Origin of the sequence: Croceicoccus sp. BE223, from assembly GCF_031457155.1 — a bacterium.
Lineage (GTDB): Bacteria > Pseudomonadota > Alphaproteobacteria > Sphingomonadales > Sphingomonadaceae > Croceicoccus.
Window position 1 is genome coordinate 593,026 of the sequence record NZ_JAVDWB010000002.1, and the last position, 19,303, is coordinate 612,328.

Here is a 19,303-nt window from a genome sequence, read left to right on the forward strand (position 1 = left end):
TTGCGATGACCGATCGCCTGTCCACCGCGCGGCTGGTCGCGCTGATCGTCCCGGCGGCGCTGCTTGCCGGGGCCTATTTCTTCGAATACGGCATGGGCCTCTACCCGTGCGAGATGTGCTGGTGGCAACGCTATGCCCATTTCGCGGCGCTGGTGCCCGCGGTGCTGGCCTTCGTCGTGCCGTTGGGGCCGCTGCGCATCGGGCTGGTGCGGTTGGCGGCGCTCGGCATCCTCGTCTCGGGTCTGATCGGCGGTTTCCATGCCGGCGTGGAATACGGCTGGTGGGAAGGTTTTACCCAGTGCACCGGGCTGACCATCGCCGAAGGGCAAAGCGCGCTCGACGCCATCATGGGCGCGCCAACGGTGCGCTGCGACGAGGTGCAGTGGAGCCTGTTCGGCATTTCGATGGCCGGCTGGAACTTCCTGATCTCCACCGCCGCGGCCATCGTCATTCTGGCCCTGTCGCGGCGCCGCGCGGCACCGGGCGGCCTTTCGCGCGTTGGATAGGGCATGACCAGACAGCAGATCACGACGGGCGCGGAAACGATCGAGCAGATGATCCGCGTCGACCAGGCCGGCGAATACGGCGCGGCGCGCATCTATGCGGGCCAGATCGCGGTGATGGGCGACCGGGGGCCGGGTGCCGGGCAGATCGCCGCGATGGCCTCGCAGGAGCAGGAACACCTCGACCGCTTCAACGCGCTGATGGTGGAGCGCGGGGTGCGCCCGACGGTGCTCCAGCCGGTTTGGGACGTGGCCGGGTTCGCGCTTGGCGCGGCGACCGCGCTGATCGGGCCGGAAGCGGCCATGGCCTGCACCGCCGCGATCGAGGAAGAGATCGACCGCCACTATTCGCAGCAGCTCGACCAGCTGGGCGAAAGCGATGCGGAGCTGGGCGAGATGATCCGCGAATTCCGCGACGACGAGCGCGAGCACAAGGCGACCGCGCTTGCCGCCGGCGCCGAACGCGCGCCGGGCTATCCGCTGTTGTCGGGCGCGATCCGGCTGGGCTGCCGCGCGGCGATCGCTTTGTCCAAACGTATCTGACGGACGCGGGCGATGCGGCACCGCTTCACCTGTCATTCACGGCCGTTTCGGCTTATCATGCCGCAAGTGAACCGCCGCGCTGAAGGAGGCGCCCGTACGATGACCCGCACGATCCTTTCCGCCGTCGCCGCCCTGTCGGGCATCGCCGGTTTCGGCCTATCCGCCGTGCCTGCCGCTGCGCAGGATGCCGCCGATGACGTGCCGGTGAATCAGGTCATCGTCTACGGTGACCAGGCCTGTCCGCCCTCCACCGCCGAACAGATCGTGGTCTGCGTCCGGCAGGAGGACCCCTACCGCATCCCGAAGAACCTGCGCCCAACGGAAAGTCCCGCGAACGAGGCGTGGGCCTCGAAGGTCGCCGCCAACCGCGAAGTCGGCGCGACCGGCGTGGGTTCGTGCAACACCGTCGGCCCGGAAGGGGCGACCGGCTGCGGCATCAAGGAAATCGAACAGGCCTACGCCGAAAAGGCCAACAGCTCCGACGTCCAGATGGGCAAGCTGGTCGCCGAGGCGCGGGCCGAGCGCCTGTCGACCATCGACGAGGAAGCCCGCCTGCAGCAGGAACGGGTCGAGGCGATCGAGGCGGAATACGAAGCGCGTCGCAAGGCACAGGAAGCCGCCGCTGCCGACGCAGCGACCGATCCTCTCCCCGCGCCCGCCAGCGGCAACTGAGCGCCGGACACACGTTTTCGTCTGCGCGCCGCGTCAGCTCAGCGCGATGTCGGGCGCGTCTTCCTGCTTCATGCCGATGACGTGGTAGCCGCAATCGACGTGGTGCGTCTCGCCCGTCACGCCCGACGACAGTCCCGACAGGAGATAGAGCGCCGAGCCGCCGACATCGTCGATGGTGACGTTGCGGCGCATCGGGCTGTTCAGCTCGTTCCACTTGAGGATGTAGCGGAAATCGCCGATCCCGCTCGCCGCCAGGGTCTTGATCGGGCCGGCGCTGATGGCGTTGACGCGGATGTTCTGCGGGCCGAGATCGTTGGCGAGATACTGCACACTCGTTTCCAGCGCCGCCTTGGCCACGCCCATGACGTTGTAGTGCGGCACGACCTTTTCCGCGCCGTAATAGGTCAGCGTCACGATCGAGCCGCCATCGGGCATCATCGCGGCGGCGCGCCGGGTCACCGCGACCAGGCTGTAGGCCGAGATGTTCATCGTCATCAGGAAGTTGTCGAGGCTGGTGTCGACATACTTGCCGCGCAGTTCGTTCTTGTCCGAAAAGCCGATGGCATGAACGACGAAGTCGATGGTCGGCCAGCGCTCCGCCAGCGTGGCGAAAGCGGTGTCGAGCGCGTCCATGTCCGACACGTCGCATTCGATCAGGAAATCGCTGTCGAGGCTTTCGGCCAGCGGGCGCACGCGCTTGGCCAGCGCCTCGCCCTGGTAGGAGAACGCCAGTTCCGCGCCCTGCGCGCGCAGCGCCCGGGCGATGCCCCAGGCCAGCGACTTGTCGTTGGCAAGGCCCATGATGAGCCCGCGTTTGCCCTGCATCAGAGTGCCGGTCGGAAGTGCCTGTTCGTCCATAGATCCACTCATTGCTGGCCGCCGGAAGTCTCCGCCCCCGTATCCGCGGCCGTGTTGTCGTTCCCCGATGCGGGCGTGGTGGCCAGCGCCGCGTTGAGTTCCGCTCCCACGACGAGCCCTAGCCCGACCAGCCAGAAAAAGAAAAGGGCGATCATCACGCCGGCGAGGCTGCCGTAGGTGAGGTCGTAGGCGAAGACCGTGCGCAGCACCGCCGGCAGGGTGATCGAGACGAGAAGCCACCAGCCGGTCACCAGCACCGCGCCGGGCCACTTGGGATAGCGGCGGCCCCGGTAACGCTTTGGCGTTAGTGTCACGAACAGGAGCCAGAGCGAGAGCAGCAGGCCGCCCGAAGAGCCGAATCGCGACAGGGTCAGCGTGGCCGAGGTGTCGACCGCATCGGGAAACCACGCCTCGATCGCCTGCTGCGCGGCGGAGATGTAGAACTGGGCCGACAGGCTCATCATCAGGATCACGATCGAGCCGATGATCACCCCCGTCGAAAGGAGCCGGTGTTTCCAGAAGTTGACCGATGGCCTTGTGCTGTAGGCGCGGTGCAGGATATCGCGGATCGTCTCGATCAGGCTCCCCACGGTCCACAACCCGAACAGCGCCCCGCCAAACAGAAGCCAGCCGCTGCGCGCCGAAACGACATCCCTCGCGACCGGTTCGACCACTTCGGCGACGACCCTCGGCACGGCGAGCAGGATGGCGTTGATCGCCGCGGTCCGGTCCTCCGCCTCGCCGACCAGCGAGAATATGCCGGCGGCGACGATGAAGAAGGGGAACAGCGACAGGATGGTCATGTAGGCCAGGTTGCCGGCATGGATGAAACCGTCGTTCCATGCGCCGCAGGCAACGCGCTTGACGATCTCGAACGTACGGGTGCCGGGGCCGATTTCGGTGCGGACCCGGTGATAGTGAAACTTGATGTGCCGCTTCACCTTGACCGACCCGCCGTCGGGCGGGCGGTGCCGGTCAGCCGTTGCCAGGCGATGATCACACACCCAGCCGGGCGCGAACGGCCCGCGCATCGCGCCAGCCGTCCAGCCGTGCCTTCAGATCGGCGTCGTTTTCGGGCAGGTCGATCTCGAGCGTCACGAGCTGGTCGCCGCGGCTGCCGTCCTTGCGGGTGAAGCCCTTGCCCTTGAGCCGCAGGACCTTGCCCGACGAGCTGCCCGGCGCGACCGTCAGCATGACCGCGCCGCCGGTCGTCGGCACCTTGACCTTCGCGCCGTTGATTGCCTCGTCCAGCGTGACGGGCAGGTCGATGCGAACATCGTCGCCGTCGCGGCGGAAGAAGGCGTGGGGCTTCTCGACGATGGTGACGATGGCGTCGCCCGCACCGCCGGGGCCGGCCTGGCCCTTGCCGGCAAGGCGCATCTGGAAGCCGTCGTGTGCGCCGTTGGGAAGCTTGAGGTCGATGGTCTTGCCGTCGGACAGGGTGATCCGCTGGGGCGAGAGGTTGGCAATGTCGGTCAGCGGCACGGCGAGGCGGTATTCGACGCTGGCGCCTTTGGGCGGAGCGCGATGCTGGCCGCCACCTGGGCCGCCGCCCATGCCGCCGAACGGACCGCCACCGCCCATTCCCCCACCCATGCCCCCGGCACGTCCGGCGCGGTTGCCGCCGAACAGGCCTTCGAACAGGTCGGACAGATCGACTTCCTCGCCGCCGAAACCGCCGCCCATGCCGCCGGGCCTGCGCCCGCCGAACGGGTCGCCGCCGCGGAAACCGCCGCCGCCACCCATGCCGAAAGGCATCTGGGGATTGCCGTCGATGTCGATCTCGCCGCGGTCGAACTGCGCCCGCTTGTCCTTGTCCGACAGCAGGTCATAGGCCTTCGTCACGTCGGAAAAGCGTTCCGCCGCCTTGGGATTGTCCTGGTTGCGGTCCGGGTGCAGTTCCTTCGCCAGCTTGCGATAGGCGGACTTGATGTCCTTCTCGCTGGCGGTGCGCTGCACGCCGAGGATCGAATAGGGATCGGCCATGCGGTGATAGCTAGGCAGCGTTTGCGCTTTGCGCAACGGGGCGCGCCATCGGCGGTGGACAGGCGGGGCCAGCGCCGCAAGCGGACCGGGGCGTCACCACGGGCTTTGCGCCGCGCTGCCGCTGTGCCTATGCTAGGCCACGGGGCGGAGCCGAATCCGCGCCGTTTGCAAACCAACTTGACCGGACTGGCTGACGTGGAACCCGAACTCCTGGCCGAAGATGCGATCCCGACCGGCGATCCCTTCCGCCTCTTCGACGACTGGATGGCGGAGGCGCGGCAGAGCGAGCCGAACGACGCCAACGCGATGGCGCTCGCCACCGCCAGCGCGGGCGGTGCCCCGTCGGTGCGCATGGTGCTCTTGAAGGGCCACGGCGCGGACCTGGGCGAGGGCGGGGGGTTCGTCTTCTACACCAACCAGCTCAGCCGCAAAGGCAGCGAGATCGCGGCCAATCCGCAGGCCGCCCTGCTGTTCCACTGGAAGAGCCTGCGCCGCCAGATCCGCATCGAAGGCCCGCTCGAACCGGTGAGCGAGGCGATGGCCGACGAATATTTCGCCAGCCGCGCCCGCGATTCGCAGCTGGGCGCGCAGGCGAGCGACCAGTCGGCCCCGATGGCCGACCGGCGCGAATTTCTCGACAGGTTCGAAGACGTGCGCCGCCGCTACGAAGGGCGCGACGTGCCCCGTCCCGGGCACTGGAGCGGTTATCGCCTGATCCCGCAGGCCATCGAATTCTGGCAGGACCGCCCCTTCCGCCTGCACGAGCGGCGTCGCTTCACCCGCAGCGGCAGCGGCTGGGCCAGCACGCTGCTCTACCCCTGATCCGCGAAGCAACGATGGACCAGACCGATACGGGCCAGCGCGGCGTGCTGACGCGCAGCGCGGCGATCGCCAGCATGTCGGTGGCGTTGCTGCTGCTGGCGATGAAGATCTATGCGACGATCCACACCGGGTCCACCGCGATGCTGGGCAGCCTGGCCGACACCGCGCTCGACGTGGTGGCCAGCCTCGTCACCCTGATCGGTGTGTGGGTTGCGGCAATGCCCGCCGACCACGACCATCGCTTCGGCCACGGCAAGGCGGAGGCGCTGGCCGCGCTGGTTCAGGTCGTGCTGATCTCGATCTCCGCCGTCGGCATCGCGGCGCGCGCGATCTCGCGCTGGATCGAGGGCGGCGAGATCGAGGAAGCGGGCACGGGCATCACCGTGTCGGTGATCGCCATGGTCGCCACCATCGCCCTGCTGGCATGGCAGCGCCACGTGATCCGCAAGACCGGCAGCGTCGCGATCCAGACCGACCATGTCCATTACCAGTCCGACATCCTGCTCAACCTCGGTGTCATCGCGGCGCTGGCGCTGGACCAGTACGCGGGGCTGACCGGGGCCGACCCGCTGTTCGCCATCGCCATCGCCGCCTGGCTGGCCTGGAACGCCTGGCAGGCGAGCCAGCACGCGGTCGAACAGCTGATGGACCGAGAATGGCCGCTCGAAAAGCGGCAGCGGCTGCTCGATACGGTGCGTGACAATCCGGACCTGCACGGGCTGCACGACTTGCGCACCCGCACGGCCGGGGTCCGCGATTTCGCGCAGTTCCACATCACCGTCGACCCGCAGATGACCGTGGCCGAGGCGCACGACGTCATGGATGCGATCGAGGCGAAGCTGCTGCGCGAATTTCCCGATACCGAGTTCCTGATCCACACCGATCCCGAAGGCCATGTCGAGACCGATGTCGGCGTGCCGGTCGACCTGCTGTCCGAAGGGGCCGGAGCCGACGTTTCGCAGGACGGCGCGATCCTGCGCTAAGGCTGAGGAGCCAATCATGCCGGCAATACCCTATTGGCACGTCGATGCCTTCGCGTCCGCTCCGTTCACCGGCAACCAGGCGGCGGTGATGGTCTATGCCGATGGCTTTCCAGACGATGCGACGATGCAGCGCATCGGCGAGGAAAACAACTTCGCCGAAACCGCCTTTCTCGTGCCGCACGACGGCGCAGAGGCGGACTGGCACCTGCGGTGGTTCACGCCGGAGCTGGAGATCGGCCTGTGCGGCCACGCGACGCTGGCGGCGGGCCACGCGATGTTGGACGGGGGCGAGGCCGACGAGGTGCGCTTCCTGACCCGCAAGGCCGGCGTGCTGACGGTGCGCCGGGCCGGCACGGGGTACGAAGTCGCGCTGCCCCTCATCGCGACGGCGCCGGGACGCTTCGAGGCGGCCGTCGACGCGCTGGGCGCAGCGCCGCTCGCGGTGCAGACCTCGCCCGATCGCTACAACCTCTTCGTCTACGAGAGCGAGGCGGCGGTCCGCGCGCTGGTGCCCAACTTCAAGGCGCTGGCTGCGCTGGGCGATCACCAGTTCATCTGCACCGCCCCCGGCGCGAAGACCGATGTGATCAGCCGGGTCTTCGTGCCCGGCGCGGGCGTCGACGAGGATGCGGTCACCGGGTCTGCTCACTCCGTCCTGACGCATTACTGGACCGCGCGGCTGGGGCGGGACAGCTTCACCGCGCACCAGGCCTCGCGCCGGGGCGGCGACCTCACCTGCCGACTGGACCGCGATGTCGCCTGGCTGGGCGGCGACTGCGTGACGGTCCTCGAGGGGACGTTCCGCTACTAGCTCTTGGGAAACCGGGCGACGAGATCGCGCATCGCGCCGCGCAGGGCCGCCTGCTCCGCCTCGTTCGACACTCCGAGCCGCACCACGACGAGGTCCTGCGCCGGCGAGACCAGCGTATACTGCCCGTGAAACCCCAGCATCGCAAAGATCCGGTCCGACACCTCGCCCGGAAACAGCACCTCGTTGCGATCGTCGTCGCGCGGGCGGTTGAGCCAGACCTGTGCGCCATAGGCCGGATCGCGGGGCGAGGGCGTGGTCATGAAGCGGACCCACGCCTGCGGCACCACGCGCACCCCGTTCTCGGCCACGCCGCCCCGGCGCAGCATCTCGCCGAAGCGGGCCCAGTCGCGCGCTGTCGCGCTCAGCATCGATCCGCCGACGAAAGTGCCGCGCGCGTCGAATTCGGGCGTCGCGCTCACCATGCCGAGCGGAGCGAACAGCCGGTCGTGCAGGTATCCAGCCATGGCATCGTGGCGGTCCTGCGCCTCGTCGGACGCGGTCAGCGCGCGCGTCGCGATGTCGGCGAGAATCACGCTGCCGGGGGTGGAATATTCGAAGTCCGCGCCCGGGTCGGCATCGAGCGGCTGGGTTTCGGCATAGCGGGCCAGGTCGTCCCGCCCCTCCAGGAACAGCATCCGCGCGTTGTCCGACGCATAGGCCGGGTCCGTCACTTCGGCATGGCGCAGGCCCGACCGCATCTGCAGCAATTGCCGCACGGTGATCGCGGCGCGCGGGTCGCCCGCCCTTTGCCAGCGGGGCAGCGGCGCCGGTTCGTCGAGCGCCAGCGAACCGTCGGCGATCAGCATGCCGATGACGACGCCGGTCACCGTCTTGGTCATCGACCAGCCGAGGTGGCGGGTGGCCGGACCATAACCATCGGCATAGCGTTGGGCGACGATACGACCCTTGTGCATCACCAGCAGGGCGCGGGTCTCGCCGACCTCGTCCGCGAACACCGCGTCGATCGCGCGGGCCAGCCCTTCGCGCGACGCGCCGGCGTTGCCCTTGGCCAGGGCCGCCATCGATTCGGCCGACGGCGGATCGGCGTCGGGCGTCGCGGCACCGCCCGCATCGCAGGCGCTAAGCACTGGCAGCATGACGGCGGCGAGGATAAGGGGAAGGCGGCGGGGCATCACGGCCCGCCTGTTCCGACAGATCCACCCATCAAGGCAAGACGCAAACCACGATGCCCACCGGCAAATCGCAACCCGCTCGCAGGACGGGCACCTTCCAGCCCCGCCGTCACAAGGCGGCGATCGCCGTGGGCGTGCTCGCGCTGCTCGCCGTGTCGCTGTTCTGGGCGTGGGAGCCGCTGACCATGCAGGCGCGGGCGGGCACCGCCTTCGGCGCGCGAGTCGGCTGTTCGTGCCATTTCGTCGGCGGCCGGGCGGTCGGCGATTGCCAGAAGGATTTCGTCGACGGCATGGGCCTGGTGTCGCTGAGCGCGGACGACGAAGCGAAGACCGTTACCGCCAGCGTGCCCTTGCTGTCGAGCACCACCGCGACCTGGCGCGAAGGCTGGGGCTGCGTGCTGGAGCCCTACGAGGGCTGAGGCCGCGGCGCGGGGGCCCAGGCTCCTGCGGGAACCTCTCCTTGCGGCAGGCACATGTCGCCGGGCGCGCGGCCCTGGAAAGGCATCTGCTGCATGTCGATCGGTGGCGGCGGCATCGGCGGTATCGTCCGCGCACAGGTCAGCTCGCTCTTCCCCTGCGCGACGCAGGCGGCGAGCTGCTCGCGGCGTGCCTGCGCCATCCGGTCGGTCACTTCGCGCTGGTTCGCCTTCATCGCCGCCCGGTTCGCCTCCGCCTGTTCGGCGGTCAGGTCGCAGACCGGGGTTCGCGCGACGTTGTCGAGGATGACGGCATCGGGATTGCCGCCGCATTGCAGGCGCAGGGCGTGGACCGCGGTCTCGATTCCGGGGATCGCGGGGAGTGCATCGGTCGCGATGATCCCGGTCTCCCCCACCCGCAGGCTTTCCATTCCGGACAGGCTGCCGACCGTCAGCCAGCCCGCGTCGTCGATGAAGACCGCGTTGGCCCGGGGGCCGAGAACGAGCAGCGGCCCGGCGCCGGTGCCCAGTCGCAGGCAGCCGTTGGTCAGCACGATGCGGTCCTCGCTCGGCCCGCGAAGCGCGTTGTCGGCCGGTTCGGGCAGGTCGATGATCGAGATCCGCTCGTCCGGCAGATTGGCATAGCCGCCGGAAATCACCGCGACGACGCGGACCGCCGGGCCGACTTCGCCGATGAACGCCCCATCGGGCATGCCCATCGCTTCGGTCAGGCTCAGCGGGCCGCCGGTGGCGAAGCTTGATCGCATCAGCTGGTTTTCGGTGCCGTAACGGACCGGCGCGTCGATCACGTTGCCGAATGCGAATCGCGCGCCATGGCCATCGCCCGAAAAGCCGGCGCCGCGGGGCATGACGACGCCGTTGCGGGGCTGGATCAGCGAGACGGTCGGCTCGCGCAAGGGCGGAGCGAACCGATGGCGACCAAGGCCGAACGGGTCGAACCACGCCAGGATCGCCAGCAGCAGCCACGCACCGATCAGCACGCCGAGCCAGGTGCCGCGGCTCTTGCGGTCCGGCTCCAGCCTCAGGCCCCTTCGGTATCCTCGATCCATCCGCCGCCAACGACCCTTTCGCCGGCATAGAACACGGCGGCCTGTCCGGGCGCAACCCCGTATTCCGGCTGGGAAAATCGCACACGAACGGTGCTGTCGGCGCCCATCTCGCCCTCGATCGTGCACGGCACCGGCTTGGCCAGCGAACGCACCTTGACGGTGATCGGGCCATCGGGAAACGGTCCGATGCGATTGGTTTCGATCACGTCCATGGCGCCCACGGCGAGGAGCCGCTTCGGCCCGACCAGCACGGCCTGCCGCTCCGCGTCGATGCCGGTGACATAAAGCGGCTCGGCCTGTCCGCCGATCTCCAGCCCCCGGCGCTGGCCGACGGTGTAGTGGATGATGCCCTTGTGCTCGCCCAGCTGCGCGCCGGTTTCGGCGTGGAGGATCGGGCCGCTCCGGCCGGCAGCAGGGCGCAGCTTCTGGACGAGGCTGGCGTAGTCCCCTTCGGGCACGAAGCAGATGTCCTGGCTGTCGGGCTTCGCCGCGACGCCCAGGCCCAGTTCGGCCGCGATGGCGCGGACCTGCGGCTTGGGCAGGCTGCCCAGCGGAAAGCGCAGGAATTCGAGCTGCGCGTCGGTCGTGCCATAGAGGAAATACGACTGGTCGCGCGCGGGATCGGCGGCGCGGTGTAGTTCGGGGCCGTTTTCGCCCAGCACGCGCTGCACGTAATGCCCGGTGGCAAGGCAATCCGCGCCCAGTTCGCGGGCCATGCGGAACAGGTCGGTGAACTTCACCCCCATGTTGCAGCGGATGCACGGGATCGGCGTGCGCCCGGCCATGTATTCGTCGGCAAACTGGTCGATCACGTCCTCGCGGAAGCGGCTCTCGTGATCGAAGACGTAGTGCGCTATGCCCAGCCGGTCGGCCACGGCGCGGGCGTCGCGGATGTCGTCGCCGGCGCAGCACGCGCCCTTGCGCTTGACCGCCTCGCCATGGTCGTAGAGCTGCAGCGTCACGCCGATCACTTCGGCGCCGCTTTTTGCAGCCAGCGCGGCGACGACCGAGCTGTCCACCCCGCCGGACATCGCCACGACGATGCGCCGCACGGCGAGCGGCGGGTCCAGCTGGAACAGCGCGGCGAGGGCGCGCTCGTCCAGTTGGGTCCCGGGCAGCTCGGCACCCGGCAGCGCAGGACTGTCGGGCACGGCATCGGGCGCGGAACAGGTGGGCCAACGGGTTTCGGACATGGCGCGCGCCTTACACGCAATGGCCACGCGGCAAAAGCCTTCGAGTCCCACGCCTTGCCCGAACACCGCCATCGGTATTCATGCTTAACCAGACGTAACCGTCCCATTTACGGGTTTTTGACCAAGCAGCGGGCATGGTCGTGCCCATGTTCGCCAGATTCCCCCATCTGTCCGAAGTCGATGCTGATCGGCAGGCCGACAAGCCGCGGCGCCTGGACTGGCATTCGCTGCTCGCCAAGCTGGAGGCGGAGCGCGACTTGCGCTCCTCGTTCGGCGCGACGCTGGGGTCGAGCAGCCTCGCCCAGCTGATGGCAGAGGGCAGCTTCGATCCGCGCGCGGCGGAAATGCTCTTTTCGCTCGCCGCCGGAGTGGGGCCGTCCGGCGACATGCCGGAGCGGCGCTTCTCGCCCGATGACCTCGCCCGGATCTCCCACGCGATAACCGACGGGTCGGCGTGTTTACGCAATGCTAAGCCTTCACCGGCTAGGAAAGCCTATGAAGTGACTGCCGGCCCCGCCCGCACCGACGGGCTGGTCGTCGGCTCTGCGCCCCGCAAGGCGCAGCAAGGGAACGTATAGAGGACCAGATGACCGAGGATCGCGGATGATCGAGAACCAGGACATCAAGGCGGCGATGGTGATCGGCCCCCTGGGTGAGCCATTGACGCTGGACGATCTTCCTCCGCCCAGTACGAAGCGCTGGGTTGTGCGTCGCAAGGCCGAAGTGGTCGCGGCCGTCAATGGCGGGCTGCTGACGATCGACGATGCCTGCAAACGCTACGACCTGACCCTCGAGGAGTTTGCCTCGTGGCAGCGTGCGGTCGAGCGTTCGGGCATGAAGGGCCTGCGCGTCACCCGAATCCAGCACTATCGCGACCTCTACGAACGCCAGATGAAATACTGACGCGGCAGTCCCGCCGCGTGTTCCACGTTCTGTCGCAATCCTCTTTCGGCCTGTCCCGGAACTGCGCGTCGCCGCGCACGTTCACATAAGACAGGAACGAAAAAGGAGGAATGCCGTGGACTGGATCATAGCAATCATCGTGGGAGGTATCGCCGGTTGGCTGGCGAGCATGGTGATGGCGCGCGATGCCTCGATGGGCATTCTCATGAACGTCATTGTGGGCGTGGTCGGCGCGATCGTCGGCAAGTTCGTGCTCGGCCTGCTCAACATCGGGGCTGACGGCAACTGGCTGATGTGGTTCATCGCGGCGCTGGTCGGGGCGATCATCCTTCTGGCCATCGCCAACCTGGTGCAGCGAGGCCGCGTCCGCTGACAATAATATCAATGGATACGATCAGACGATTGTGTCCCAACCGATAGCTTGATAGGTCGCGCTCTGGACGGGCCCGTCGTTGTGGCGGGCCCGCAAGAGCGTCCCGGTTCACGGCGGAGCGGGGGCCTCTTGTCGAAGGTGTCTTGCCCGAGTAATACAGCATCGTTACGCGATGCTTGAGCGCGAGAACCGACAGGCTGGGTGGAATGAATTACGACACGCCGTTGATCGACCGCGACAGCGCCGGGGCAGGCCACGCCGCCCACGGGCGCGAAACCGTCGTCAGCGAAACGCACATCATCGACGAGGATGACGAGTTTCAGCGCGCCCGCCGTCGCAAGCAGATCATGATCGGCGGCGGGATCGTCGCGGCGATCATCCTCGCGATCATCCTGTTCATGGTATTCGGCAAGGGCGACGGCGCGGCCGAGGACGGCGCGAACGCCGCCCAGGTTCCGCTCGTCTCGGTGATCGTGCCGGGCAGCGAAAGCGTCAGCAGCGGCATTACCGCCAGTGGCACGTTCGCCGCGCGCAATCCGCTCCCGGTCGGTTCCGTGGGTGAGGGCGGGCAGGTCGTCTCGGTCCGCGTGGACGAGGGCGACTGGGTCTCGCAGGGCCAGGTGCTCGCGGTCATCGATCGGTCGGTGCAGACGCAGCAGGCCGCCGCCCAGGCGGCGCAGGTCCAGGTTGCCCGTGCAGACGCCAACCTCGCCCAAGCCAACCTCGACCGCGCGCTGCAACTGGTCGACCGCGGCTTCATCTCGAAGGCGGATGTCGATCGCCTGCGCTCCACCCGCGATGCCGCCGCCGCCCGCGTCCGCGTTGCAGAAGCGTCGTTGCGCGAACTGAACGCCCGCAATGCCCGGCTCAACATCCTCGCGCCCGCGGGCGGTCTCGTCCTCACCCGCGATGTCGAGGTGGGACAGGTCGTCAGCGGCGGCAGCCAGCCTCTCTTCGTGATTGCCAAGGGCGGCGAAATGGAACTGGCTGCGCTGGTCGGGGAAAGCGACCTGGCGCGGCTGACCGTCGGCGCGCCTGCCGCCGTCAGGCCGGTCGGGACGGACCGCGAATTCACCGGCCAGGTCTGGCAGCTTTCCCCCACGATCGATGAGACTTCACGCCAGGGCGAAGCCCGGGTGGCGCTCGCCTACGACCGCGCGCTGCGTCCGGGCGGCTTTGCCACGGCCACGATCGGCACCGGCGGCGTCAATGCACCGGTGCTGCCCGAATCGGCGATCCAGAACGACGCCAAGGGCAGCTATGTCTTCATCATCGACAAGGACAACAAGGTGCGTCGCCGCGCCGTCAAGACCGGGATCGTCACCGATGCCGGGATCACGGTGGCCGAAGGGCTGACCGGGAACGAGCGCGTGGTCCTGCGCGCCGGCGGCTTCCTGTTCGAAGGCGACACGGTAAAGCCGCAACTGACGAACCGCGCGAACTGACGGGCGCGCGGCGATGAACCTTCGCAACCTGTCCGCCTGGTCGATCCGCAACCCGATCGTCCCCATCGTCATGTTCGCCGGGCTGCTGCTGGCGGGCCTGTTCTCGTTCATGGACCTGGACGTGAACGACATGCCCGACATCGATTTCCCGGCGGTGACGGTCACCGTCGTCCAGCCGGGCGCCGCGCCGAGCGAGATCAACACCCAGATCACCCAGAAGGTCGAGGCGGCGGTCCGGTCGATCAACGGCGTCGACGAGATCCAGTCCACCGCCAGCGAGGGGTCGACCACCACTTTCGTGCAATTCGAGCTCGGCATCGATTCCAACGATGCGACCAACGAGGTGCGCAACACGATCGACCAGATCCGTAGCGATCTGCCCGACGGCATCCTCGATCCGCAGGTGACGAAGGTCGACATCGGCGGCGGCGGGGCGATCGCCTATTTCGCGATCTATGCCGACGACATGACGATGGAGGAACTGAGCTGGTTCGTCGATGACACGGTCGCCAAACAGCTGCTTTCGATCGAGGGCGTGGCGGCGGTCGATCGCAGCGGCGGCGTCGACCGGGAAATCCGCGTCGTGCTCGATCCGCAGAAGATGCAGTCGCTCGGCGTCACCGCCGCGCAGGTCAACCAGGTGCTGCGCCAGATCAACGTCGATGCCGCCGGCGGCCAAGCCGAGATCGCCGGCTCGCGCCAGTCGGTCCGCGTGCTGGGCAATGCCGCCGATGCCTACGACCTCGGCGAAACGCGCATCAACCTTTCGGGCGGGCGCATCATCCGCCTGAAGGACGTCGCCACCGTTAGCGACGGCTATGGCGAGCAGGACCGGATCGCCAAGTTGCGCGGACGCCAGGTCGTGACGTTCGGCATCTCGCGCGCCAAAGGTGCCTCGGATGTCACGGTCTACGACAATTCGGTGGAGATGATCGACAGGATCGTTGCCGAAAACCCGGGCGTCCACATCTACCCGCTCTACACCGGCGTCCCCTACACCAAGGGCCAGTACAAGAGCTCGATCGAGGCGCTGGTCGAGGGTGCGTTGCTGGCGATCGTCGTGGTCTTCTTCTTCCTGCGCGACTGGCGCGCGACGATCATCAGCGCCATCGCCATCCCGCTCTCGGCCATCCCGACCTTCTGGTTCATGGACCTGATGGGCTTTTCGCTGAACACGCTTTCGCTGCTGGCGCTCAGCCTTGTCGCGGGGGTGCTGGTCGACGACGCCATCGTCGAGATCGAGAACATCGTGCGCCACATGCGCATGGGCAAGAGCGCCTACCAGGCATCGATCGACGCTGCCGACGAGATCGGTCTTGCCGTCGTGGCAACGACGATGTCGATCGTCGCCGTCTTCCTGCCGGTCGGCCTGATGCCGGGCATTTCCGGCCAATTCTTCAAGAATTTCGGCCTTACCGTCGTAGCCGCCGTGCTGATGAGCCTTGCCGTGGCGCGCATGATCACGCCAATGGTCGCGGCCTACTTCCTGCGCGCCAAGGGTCATGCCGAGCATGGCGAAGGCAAGCTGATGGACATCTACATGAAGGTCCTGCCCTTCATGCTGGACGAGCGGAAGGCCGATGCGCGACGTGCTCAGCCTGCTCGGCGGGTGGAGATGTTCGTTCCCACGCTCGTGATGGGGGCTTTCGTGCTCGCCATTGCCGGCCCGGTCGGGCTGGCCGGGGCCGATTATGGCCTGACGACCGAATCGGCGATCAGCGCTGCGCTTGCTTCGATCCTCAAAAGCCTGACCGTCGCCGCGATCGCGGCCGGTCTCACCTTCGGGGTGGCGTGGCTGGTCGGCGCTGCCATGCGGATGAGCGGCCGCTCGAAAGTCGGCCCGTTCGAGCGGATGGTCGCATTCGGCCACAGGGCATGGGCCCGGCTGGGCGACCACCGCTTCTGGGCTTTTGGCGGCGGTGTCTCGGCGCTGGTCCTCACCATCGTCCTGTTCATGGTCTTGCCGCAACAGTTCCAGCCGACGATCGACCAGGACACGAGCCAGGTGCGCATCGAAATGGTGCCGGGCACGACGCTGGAACAGACCGAGAAGGTCGCCGATGCCGTTGCCGACCTGCTGTACCGGCAACCCGAAGTCGAACGCGCCCTCGAAAGTATCAACGAGGGGTCTGCACGCATCTATGTCGGCCTGAAGGAAGACCGCGAAGTCACGAGCAACGAATTTGAGCGCCGGATCGCGCCGCAGTTGCAGAACTTCCCCGACGCACGGATCAGTTTCGCCTCGCAATCCGGCGGCTTCGGGACCGGACGCGACATCTCGGTCATGCTCGCCGGGTCCGACCCGGTGCTGCTGGAAGCGACCGCCAACAAGATCGTCGATGAAATGCGGGGCCTGCCCACGGTGGTCGCACCGCGTATCGAGGCCGATCTGCAACGGCCCGAGCTGCTGGTGACCCCGCGCCCCGATCTCGCCGCACAGCTCGGCGTCACGACCCAGGCCCTGAGCCAGGCGGTGCGCATCGCGACGATCGGCGAAATCGACCAGAACGCCGCCAAGTTCTCGCTGGCGGACCGGCAGATCCCGATCCGCGTCATTCTCGCGAAGTCGTCGCGCCAGGATATCGCGACGATCGAGAACCTGCCCGTGCCGACCGCGAACGGAGGATCGGTGCCGCTCGGCCGGGTTGCGGACATTTCCTTCGGCGCCGGGCCGACCAAGATCGAGCGTTTCAACATGTCGCGCCGGGTCCTGATCGGTGCCGACCTTGCCGAAGGGGCGATCAAGGGTCCGGTGATGGAGCGGATCAACAAGCTGCCCACGATGGAGAACCTGCCCTCTGGTGTGACCACCCCTGTAGTGGGCGAGGACGAGTGGCAGGCCGAGATGATCCAGAACTTCATCATCGCGGTCATCACCGGCATCTTCCTCGTCTTTGCGGTGCTGGTCCTGCTCTACAAGCGGCTGGTCTCGCCGCTGGTCAACATGACCTCGCTGCTGCTCGCGCCACTGGGCGGATTGCTCGCGCTGATCCTCATTGGCCAACCCATTTCGATGCCGGTCTACATCGGCGTGCTGATGCTGCTGGGCATCGTCGCCAAGAACTCGATCCTGCTGATCGACTTCGCGATTGAGGAAATGGAAGGCGGCGTCGCCAAGAAGCCGGCCATCATCGATGCGGGACACAAGCGTGCCCAGCCGATCGTCATGACGACGGTCGCCATGGCCGCGGGCATGGTGCCGACGGCCCTGTCGCTGGGCGGCGACGGGGCGTGGCGCGCGCCGATGGGCACGGTCGTGATCGGCGGGCTGCTGCTCTCGACGCTGCTGACGCTGGTGATCGTGCCCGCGGGCTTCAGCCTTGCCGACGGTTTCGAGAAGCGCATCGGGCCCAAGCTGCGCAACATGTTCCTGACGTATCGTCCGGGCGATGCCGCGGCTGCGGACGCCCGCCCCGTCCCGGCGGAATAGGCGAAAGGTTCGCACCGTCCCGAAGCCGGTCATCCCCGCCATGCCCGATCGCGCCCGCACCATGCGGCGGATCGCGACCGGGCTGCTGGTGCTGATGGCGACCGTCTTCCTTGTCGCCCACCGGTACCAGGGGCTTCATCCCGCGGTCGGCTACGTCATGGCCTTTGCCGAGGCGGCGATGGTCGGCGCGCTGGCCGACTGGTTCGCGGTGACCGCGCTGTTCCGCCGCCCGCTCGGCCTGCCGATCCCGCACACCGCGATCATCCCCACTAACAAGGACCGCATCGCCGACACCATGGCGGCCTTCCTGCGCGCCCATTTCCTGACGCCGCAGGTGGTGGCGCGGCGCATGGGGCAGATGAACGTGGCCCGCGCCGCGGGTGACTTCCTGGCCAATCCGGACCGGCGCGGCACGCTGGGGGTGCGCGCGGGCGCGGCAGAGCTGCTGGCCGAAGTGCTTGAATCGCTCGATCCCGAACGCATGGGCGAGCAGGTCCGCGCCGGGCTGAAGGCGCAGGCCGATCGGCTGGAGGTCTCGCCGCTCATCGGCCAGGTGCTGCAGGCCGCAATCGCCGATCGCAAGCATCTGCCGCTGATCGACGCCGCGATCCGCTGGGCCGGCATCACGCTGGAGGCAAACGAGCCGATGGTCCGGGCGATGATCCACGAGCGGGCCAATGCTCTGCTGCGCTGGACCGGGCTCGACGAACGGCTCGCCAATTCGGTGCTGGACGGGCTCTATCGCCTGCTCGCCGAAATGCTGGTCGATCCCGACCACCCCGTTCGCGGCAAGGTGCAGGAGGGCCTGGAGAAGCTGGCCCACGATCTCGTGCACGATCCCGCGATGCGTGCGAGGGTGGAAGGCATCAAGCACGAGATCCTCAACAGCCCGGCCGTCGGGGCATGGTGGCAGGGCGTCTGGGAGCGGCTGCGTCGGCACCTGATCGACACCGCGCGACGGCCCGACGGGGTGCTGGCCGGGCAGCTGGGCGGGGCGATCGCCGAATTGGGGCAGGCCCTGCAGAACGATCCGCGCCTGCAGTGGCAGATCAACCGCTTCGTCCGGCGCAGCACCGTCGGCATCGCCAACCGCTATGGCGACCAGCTGGTCCGGCTCGTTTCCGAAACCGTCAAGCGGTGGGACGCTGTGACGATTACCGAACGGGTCGAAAGCGCGGTCGGGCGCGATCTCCAGTTCATCCGCATCAACGGCACGATCGTCGGCGGCCTCGTCGGCCTGGCCATCCATGCGATCGATCTCGGGCTGCGCTGATCGCGCGCGTCCCTAGGGGTAAACCCCTAGCGACGCCGAACCGGCCCATTGAGGGGCGCCCGTTAACCCCGATCCCTGCCGGTCCGCCCAAGGACCGCCGCGCGATGCAGGGATTGCTCCGATGTCCGCCATTTCCGATGCGCTGGAAAGCGAGGTCGCCGCGATCCGCGCCTTGCCCGACGGGTCCAGCCCGCGTCAGCGCCGCCTGCACGACCTGCATTTCGCGCGCATCATGCGGCTGATCGCGCCGCGCGTGCGCCATTTCACCCGCACCTACGGCCTCGTCGACATGGCCGAGGACGCGCAGCAGGCCTGCGCGATCGGGGTCCACCGCGCGATCGGGGAATACGATCCTTCGCGCGCCAAATTCACCACGTTCGTCAACTGGCAGCTGCGTTGCGAGCTCCAGGCGCTGCGCCATCGGGTGCGGCTCGATTCGCGCGGGGGTGCAAGGAAGGTCGGTGCCCGCACCGTCTCGCTCGACGCGATCGCCGCCGACGATGGCGGGCACGGTCCGATGGAGATCGAGGACGCATCGGCCCTCACGCGAGTGGAGGCGGCAACTGCGGACCGTCTGGCCATCGCCGCCTTGGCCACGCTGCTCGACCGATACGAATGCAACATGCGCGAGCGTGCGTTGCGCGACTTTGCGCGCCGCGCGGTCATCCGGAGAGCGACGCTGCCCGGCACCGTCCATCCGTCGGAGCTCGCGGCGGTGGAGCGCGATCTCGCCATGGAGCGGACCATCGTCACCCGCTATGTCTTTGCCGACAGCGACCGGGCCAAGTTCGATCCCGATCACCCGCTGGACAAGGAAAAGCAGCGGCAGATATCGCGGCGCGTGCTGCGCAATCTGCGCGCCCGGATGGACCAGGCGACGATCAACTGA

General features: G+C 67.9%; 20 protein-coding genes. 14 read left to right on the forward strand and 6 right to left on the reverse strand.

The genetic code is table 11. The features are described 5' to 3' along the window. Positions 1-5: 5 nt before the first annotated feature. From J2X37_RS06850 to J2X37_RS06860, 3 genes are all read left to right on the forward strand, one after another. On the forward strand, positions 6-506 hold the full coding sequence (locus tag J2X37_RS06850) for a disulfide bond formation protein B (RefSeq protein WP_310019237.1): 501 nt from the start codon (positions 6-8) through the stop codon (positions 504-506). Between the two features lie 3 nt (positions 507-509). Then, positions 510-1,046, forward strand: a complete 537-nt coding sequence (locus J2X37_RS06855; RefSeq protein ID WP_310019239.1) for a demethoxyubiquinone hydroxylase family protein — start codon at positions 510-512, stop codon at positions 1,044-1,046. A 99-nt stretch (positions 1,047-1,145) separates the two neighbouring features. Beyond that, a complete protein-coding gene (locus J2X37_RS06860) occupies positions 1,146-1,718 on the forward strand; it encodes a hypothetical protein (RefSeq protein ID WP_310019241.1) in 573 nt (190 codons plus the stop codon). A gap of 33 nt (positions 1,719-1,751) precedes the next feature. On the opposite strand, the gene fabI is transcribed toward J2X37_RS06860, so the two are convergent. From fabI to J2X37_RS06875, 3 genes are read right to left on the reverse strand one after another with little or no spacing between them, the layout of a single operon-like run. Then, positions 1,752-2,576: an enoyl-ACP reductase FabI gene (gene fabI / locus J2X37_RS06865; protein ID WP_310019243.1), complete on the reverse strand. Its 825-nt coding sequence runs from the start codon at positions 2,574-2,576 to the stop codon at positions 1,752-1,754. 8 nt (positions 2,577-2,584) lie between these two features. Beyond that, the gene (locus J2X37_RS06870; RefSeq protein ID WP_310019244.1) at positions 2,585-3,607 is read right to left on the reverse strand and encodes a YihY/virulence factor BrkB family protein; all 1,023 of its coding nucleotides are present in this window, start codon (positions 3,605-3,607) and stop codon (positions 2,585-2,587) included. Further along, positions 3,573-4,562, reverse strand: coding sequence for a DnaJ C-terminal domain-containing protein (locus tag J2X37_RS06875; protein WP_310019246.1), 990 nt, complete (start codon positions 4,560-4,562; stop codon positions 3,573-3,575). The genes J2X37_RS06870 and J2X37_RS06875 overlap by 35 nt, the downstream gene beginning before the upstream one ends. A 195-nt stretch (positions 4,563-4,757) precedes the next feature. Here J2X37_RS06875 and pdxH point away from each other — a divergent pair, with 195 nt between their 5' ends. The 3 genes from pdxH to J2X37_RS06890 are packed head-to-tail and all read left to right on the forward strand — an operon-like array spanning position 4,758 to position 7,178. Further along, positions 4,758-5,384: a pyridoxamine 5'-phosphate oxidase gene (gene pdxH / locus J2X37_RS06880; RefSeq protein ID WP_310019249.1), complete on the forward strand. Its 627-nt coding sequence runs from the start codon at positions 4,758-4,760 to the stop codon at positions 5,382-5,384. Between the two features lie 14 nt (positions 5,385-5,398). Beyond that, positions 5,399-6,367 (forward strand): cation diffusion facilitator family transporter, encoded by a 969-nt coding sequence (locus tag J2X37_RS06885; RefSeq protein ID WP_310019251.1) that lies wholly within the window; start codon positions 5,399-5,401, stop codon positions 6,365-6,367. A gap of 16 nt (positions 6,368-6,383) precedes the next feature. After that, on the forward strand, positions 6,384-7,178 hold the full coding sequence (locus J2X37_RS06890; RefSeq protein WP_310019253.1) for a PhzF family phenazine biosynthesis protein: 795 nt from the start codon (positions 6,384-6,386) through the stop codon (positions 7,176-7,178). On the opposite strand, the gene J2X37_RS06895 is transcribed toward J2X37_RS06890, so the two are convergent. Then, positions 7,175-8,311, reverse strand: a complete 1,137-nt coding sequence (locus tag J2X37_RS06895) for a serine hydrolase (protein WP_310019256.1) — start codon at positions 8,309-8,311, stop codon at positions 7,175-7,177. The two genes, J2X37_RS06890 and J2X37_RS06895, sit on opposite strands and share 4 nt — an antisense overlap. Positions 8,312-8,364: 53 nt before the next feature. Here J2X37_RS06895 and J2X37_RS06900 point away from each other — a divergent pair, with 53 nt between their 5' ends. After that, the gene (locus J2X37_RS06900) at positions 8,365-8,730 is read left to right on the forward strand and encodes a hypothetical protein (RefSeq protein WP_310019257.1); all 366 of its coding nucleotides are present in this window, start codon (positions 8,365-8,367) and stop codon (positions 8,728-8,730) included. Here J2X37_RS06900 and J2X37_RS06905 read toward each other — a convergent pair. Further along, positions 8,718-9,797 carry a hypothetical protein gene (locus J2X37_RS06905; protein WP_310019259.1) on the reverse strand — a complete coding sequence of 360 codons (1,080 nt, stop codon included), beginning with the start codon at positions 9,795-9,797 and terminating at the stop codon, positions 8,718-8,720. The two genes, J2X37_RS06900 and J2X37_RS06905, sit on opposite strands and share 13 nt — an antisense overlap. Next, positions 9,770-10,990 carry a tRNA 2-thiouridine(34) synthase MnmA gene (gene mnmA / locus J2X37_RS06910; protein ID WP_310019261.1) on the reverse strand — a complete coding sequence of 407 codons (1,221 nt, stop codon included), beginning with the start codon at positions 10,988-10,990 and terminating at the stop codon, positions 9,770-9,772. Before mnmA ends, J2X37_RS06905 begins: the two co-directional genes overlap by 28 nt. A 146-nt stretch (positions 10,991-11,136) precedes the next feature. On the opposite strand from mnmA, the gene J2X37_RS06915 reads away from it, so the two are divergent. The 7 genes from J2X37_RS06915 (at position 11,137) to J2X37_RS06945 (ending at position 19,303) form a co-directional block, all read left to right on the forward strand. Continuing rightward, positions 11,137-11,568: a hypothetical protein gene (locus J2X37_RS06915; RefSeq protein WP_310019263.1), complete on the forward strand. Its 432-nt coding sequence runs from the start codon at positions 11,137-11,139 to the stop codon at positions 11,566-11,568. A gap of 25 nt (positions 11,569-11,593) precedes the next feature. Next, positions 11,594-11,893 carry a DUF1153 domain-containing protein gene (locus J2X37_RS06920; RefSeq protein WP_310019265.1) on the forward strand — a complete coding sequence of 100 codons (300 nt, stop codon included), beginning with the start codon at positions 11,594-11,596 and terminating at the stop codon, positions 11,891-11,893. A gap of 115 nt (positions 11,894-12,008) precedes the next feature. Continuing rightward, on the forward strand, positions 12,009-12,266 hold the full coding sequence (locus J2X37_RS06925) for a GlsB/YeaQ/YmgE family stress response membrane protein (RefSeq protein WP_310019267.1): 258 nt from the start codon (positions 12,009-12,011) through the stop codon (positions 12,264-12,266). A 206-nt stretch (positions 12,267-12,472) separates the two neighbouring features. Further along, the gene (locus J2X37_RS06930; protein ID WP_404979602.1) at positions 12,473-13,711 is read left to right on the forward strand and encodes an efflux RND transporter periplasmic adaptor subunit; all 1,239 of its coding nucleotides are present in this window, start codon (positions 12,473-12,475) and stop codon (positions 13,709-13,711) included. Positions 13,712-13,724: 13 nt separating this feature from the next. Continuing rightward, a complete protein-coding gene (locus tag J2X37_RS06935; RefSeq protein WP_310019270.1) occupies positions 13,725-17,141 on the forward strand; it encodes an efflux RND transporter permease subunit in 3,417 nt (1,138 codons plus the stop codon). Positions 17,142-17,181: 40 nt separating this feature from the next. Next, positions 17,182-18,414 (forward strand): DUF445 domain-containing protein, encoded by a 1,233-nt coding sequence (locus J2X37_RS06940; protein ID WP_404979597.1) that lies wholly within the window; start codon positions 17,182-17,184, stop codon positions 18,412-18,414. 121 nt (positions 18,415-18,535) lie between these two features. Then, on the forward strand, positions 18,536-19,303 hold the full coding sequence (locus J2X37_RS06945) for a sigma factor (RefSeq protein ID WP_310019272.1): 768 nt from the start codon (positions 18,536-18,538) through the stop codon (positions 19,301-19,303).

Coding starts and splice junctions, on each gene's coding strand:
- J2X37_RS06850 (WP_310019237.1), top strand. CDS start 6: ATGACCGATCGCCTGTCCACCGCGCGGCTGGTCGCGCTGATCGTCCCG.
- J2X37_RS06855 (WP_310019239.1), top strand. CDS start 510: ATGACCAGACAGCAGATCACGACGGGCGCGGAAACGATCGAGCAGATG.
- J2X37_RS06860 (WP_310019241.1), top strand. CDS start 1,146: ATGACCCGCACGATCCTTTCCGCCGTCGCCGCCCTGTCGGGCATCGCC.
- fabI (WP_310019243.1), bottom strand. CDS start 2,576: ATGGACGAACAGGCACTTCCGACCGGCACTCTGATGCAGGGCAAACGC.
- J2X37_RS06870 (WP_310019244.1), bottom strand. CDS start 3,607: ATGCGCGGGCCGTTCGCGCCCGGCTGGGTGTGTGATCATCGCCTGGCA.
- J2X37_RS06875 (WP_310019246.1), bottom strand. CDS start 4,562: ATGGCCGATCCCTATTCGATCCTCGGCGTGCAGCGCACCGCCAGCGAG.
- J2X37_RS06885 (WP_310019251.1), top strand. CDS start 5,399: ATGGACCAGACCGATACGGGCCAGCGCGGCGTGCTGACGCGCAGCGCG.
- J2X37_RS06890 (WP_310019253.1), top strand. CDS start 6,384: ATGCCGGCAATACCCTATTGGCACGTCGATGCCTTCGCGTCCGCTCCG.
- J2X37_RS06895 (WP_310019256.1), bottom strand. CDS start 8,311: ATGCCCCGCCGCCTTCCCCTTATCCTCGCCGCCGTCATGCTGCCAGTG.
- J2X37_RS06900 (WP_310019257.1), top strand. CDS start 8,365: ATGCCCACCGGCAAATCGCAACCCGCTCGCAGGACGGGCACCTTCCAG.
- J2X37_RS06905 (WP_310019259.1), bottom strand. CDS start 9,797: ATGGATCGAGGATACCGAAGGGGCCTGAGGCTGGAGCCGGACCGCAAG.
- mnmA (WP_310019261.1), bottom strand. CDS start 10,990: ATGTCCGAAACCCGTTGGCCCACCTGTTCCGCGCCCGATGCCGTGCCC.
- J2X37_RS06915 (WP_310019263.1), top strand. CDS start 11,137: ATGTTCGCCAGATTCCCCCATCTGTCCGAAGTCGATGCTGATCGGCAG.
- J2X37_RS06920 (WP_310019265.1), top strand. CDS start 11,594: ATGATCGAGAACCAGGACATCAAGGCGGCGATGGTGATCGGCCCCCTG.
- J2X37_RS06930 (WP_404979602.1), top strand. CDS start 12,473: ATGAATTACGACACGCCGTTGATCGACCGCGACAGCGCCGGGGCAGGC.
- J2X37_RS06935 (WP_310019270.1), top strand. CDS start 13,725: ATGAACCTTCGCAACCTGTCCGCCTGGTCGATCCGCAACCCGATCGTC.
- J2X37_RS06940 (WP_404979597.1), top strand. CDS start 17,182: ATGCCCGATCGCGCCCGCACCATGCGGCGGATCGCGACCGGGCTGCTG.
- J2X37_RS06945 (WP_310019272.1), top strand. CDS start 18,536: ATGTCCGCCATTTCCGATGCGCTGGAAAGCGAGGTCGCCGCGATCCGC.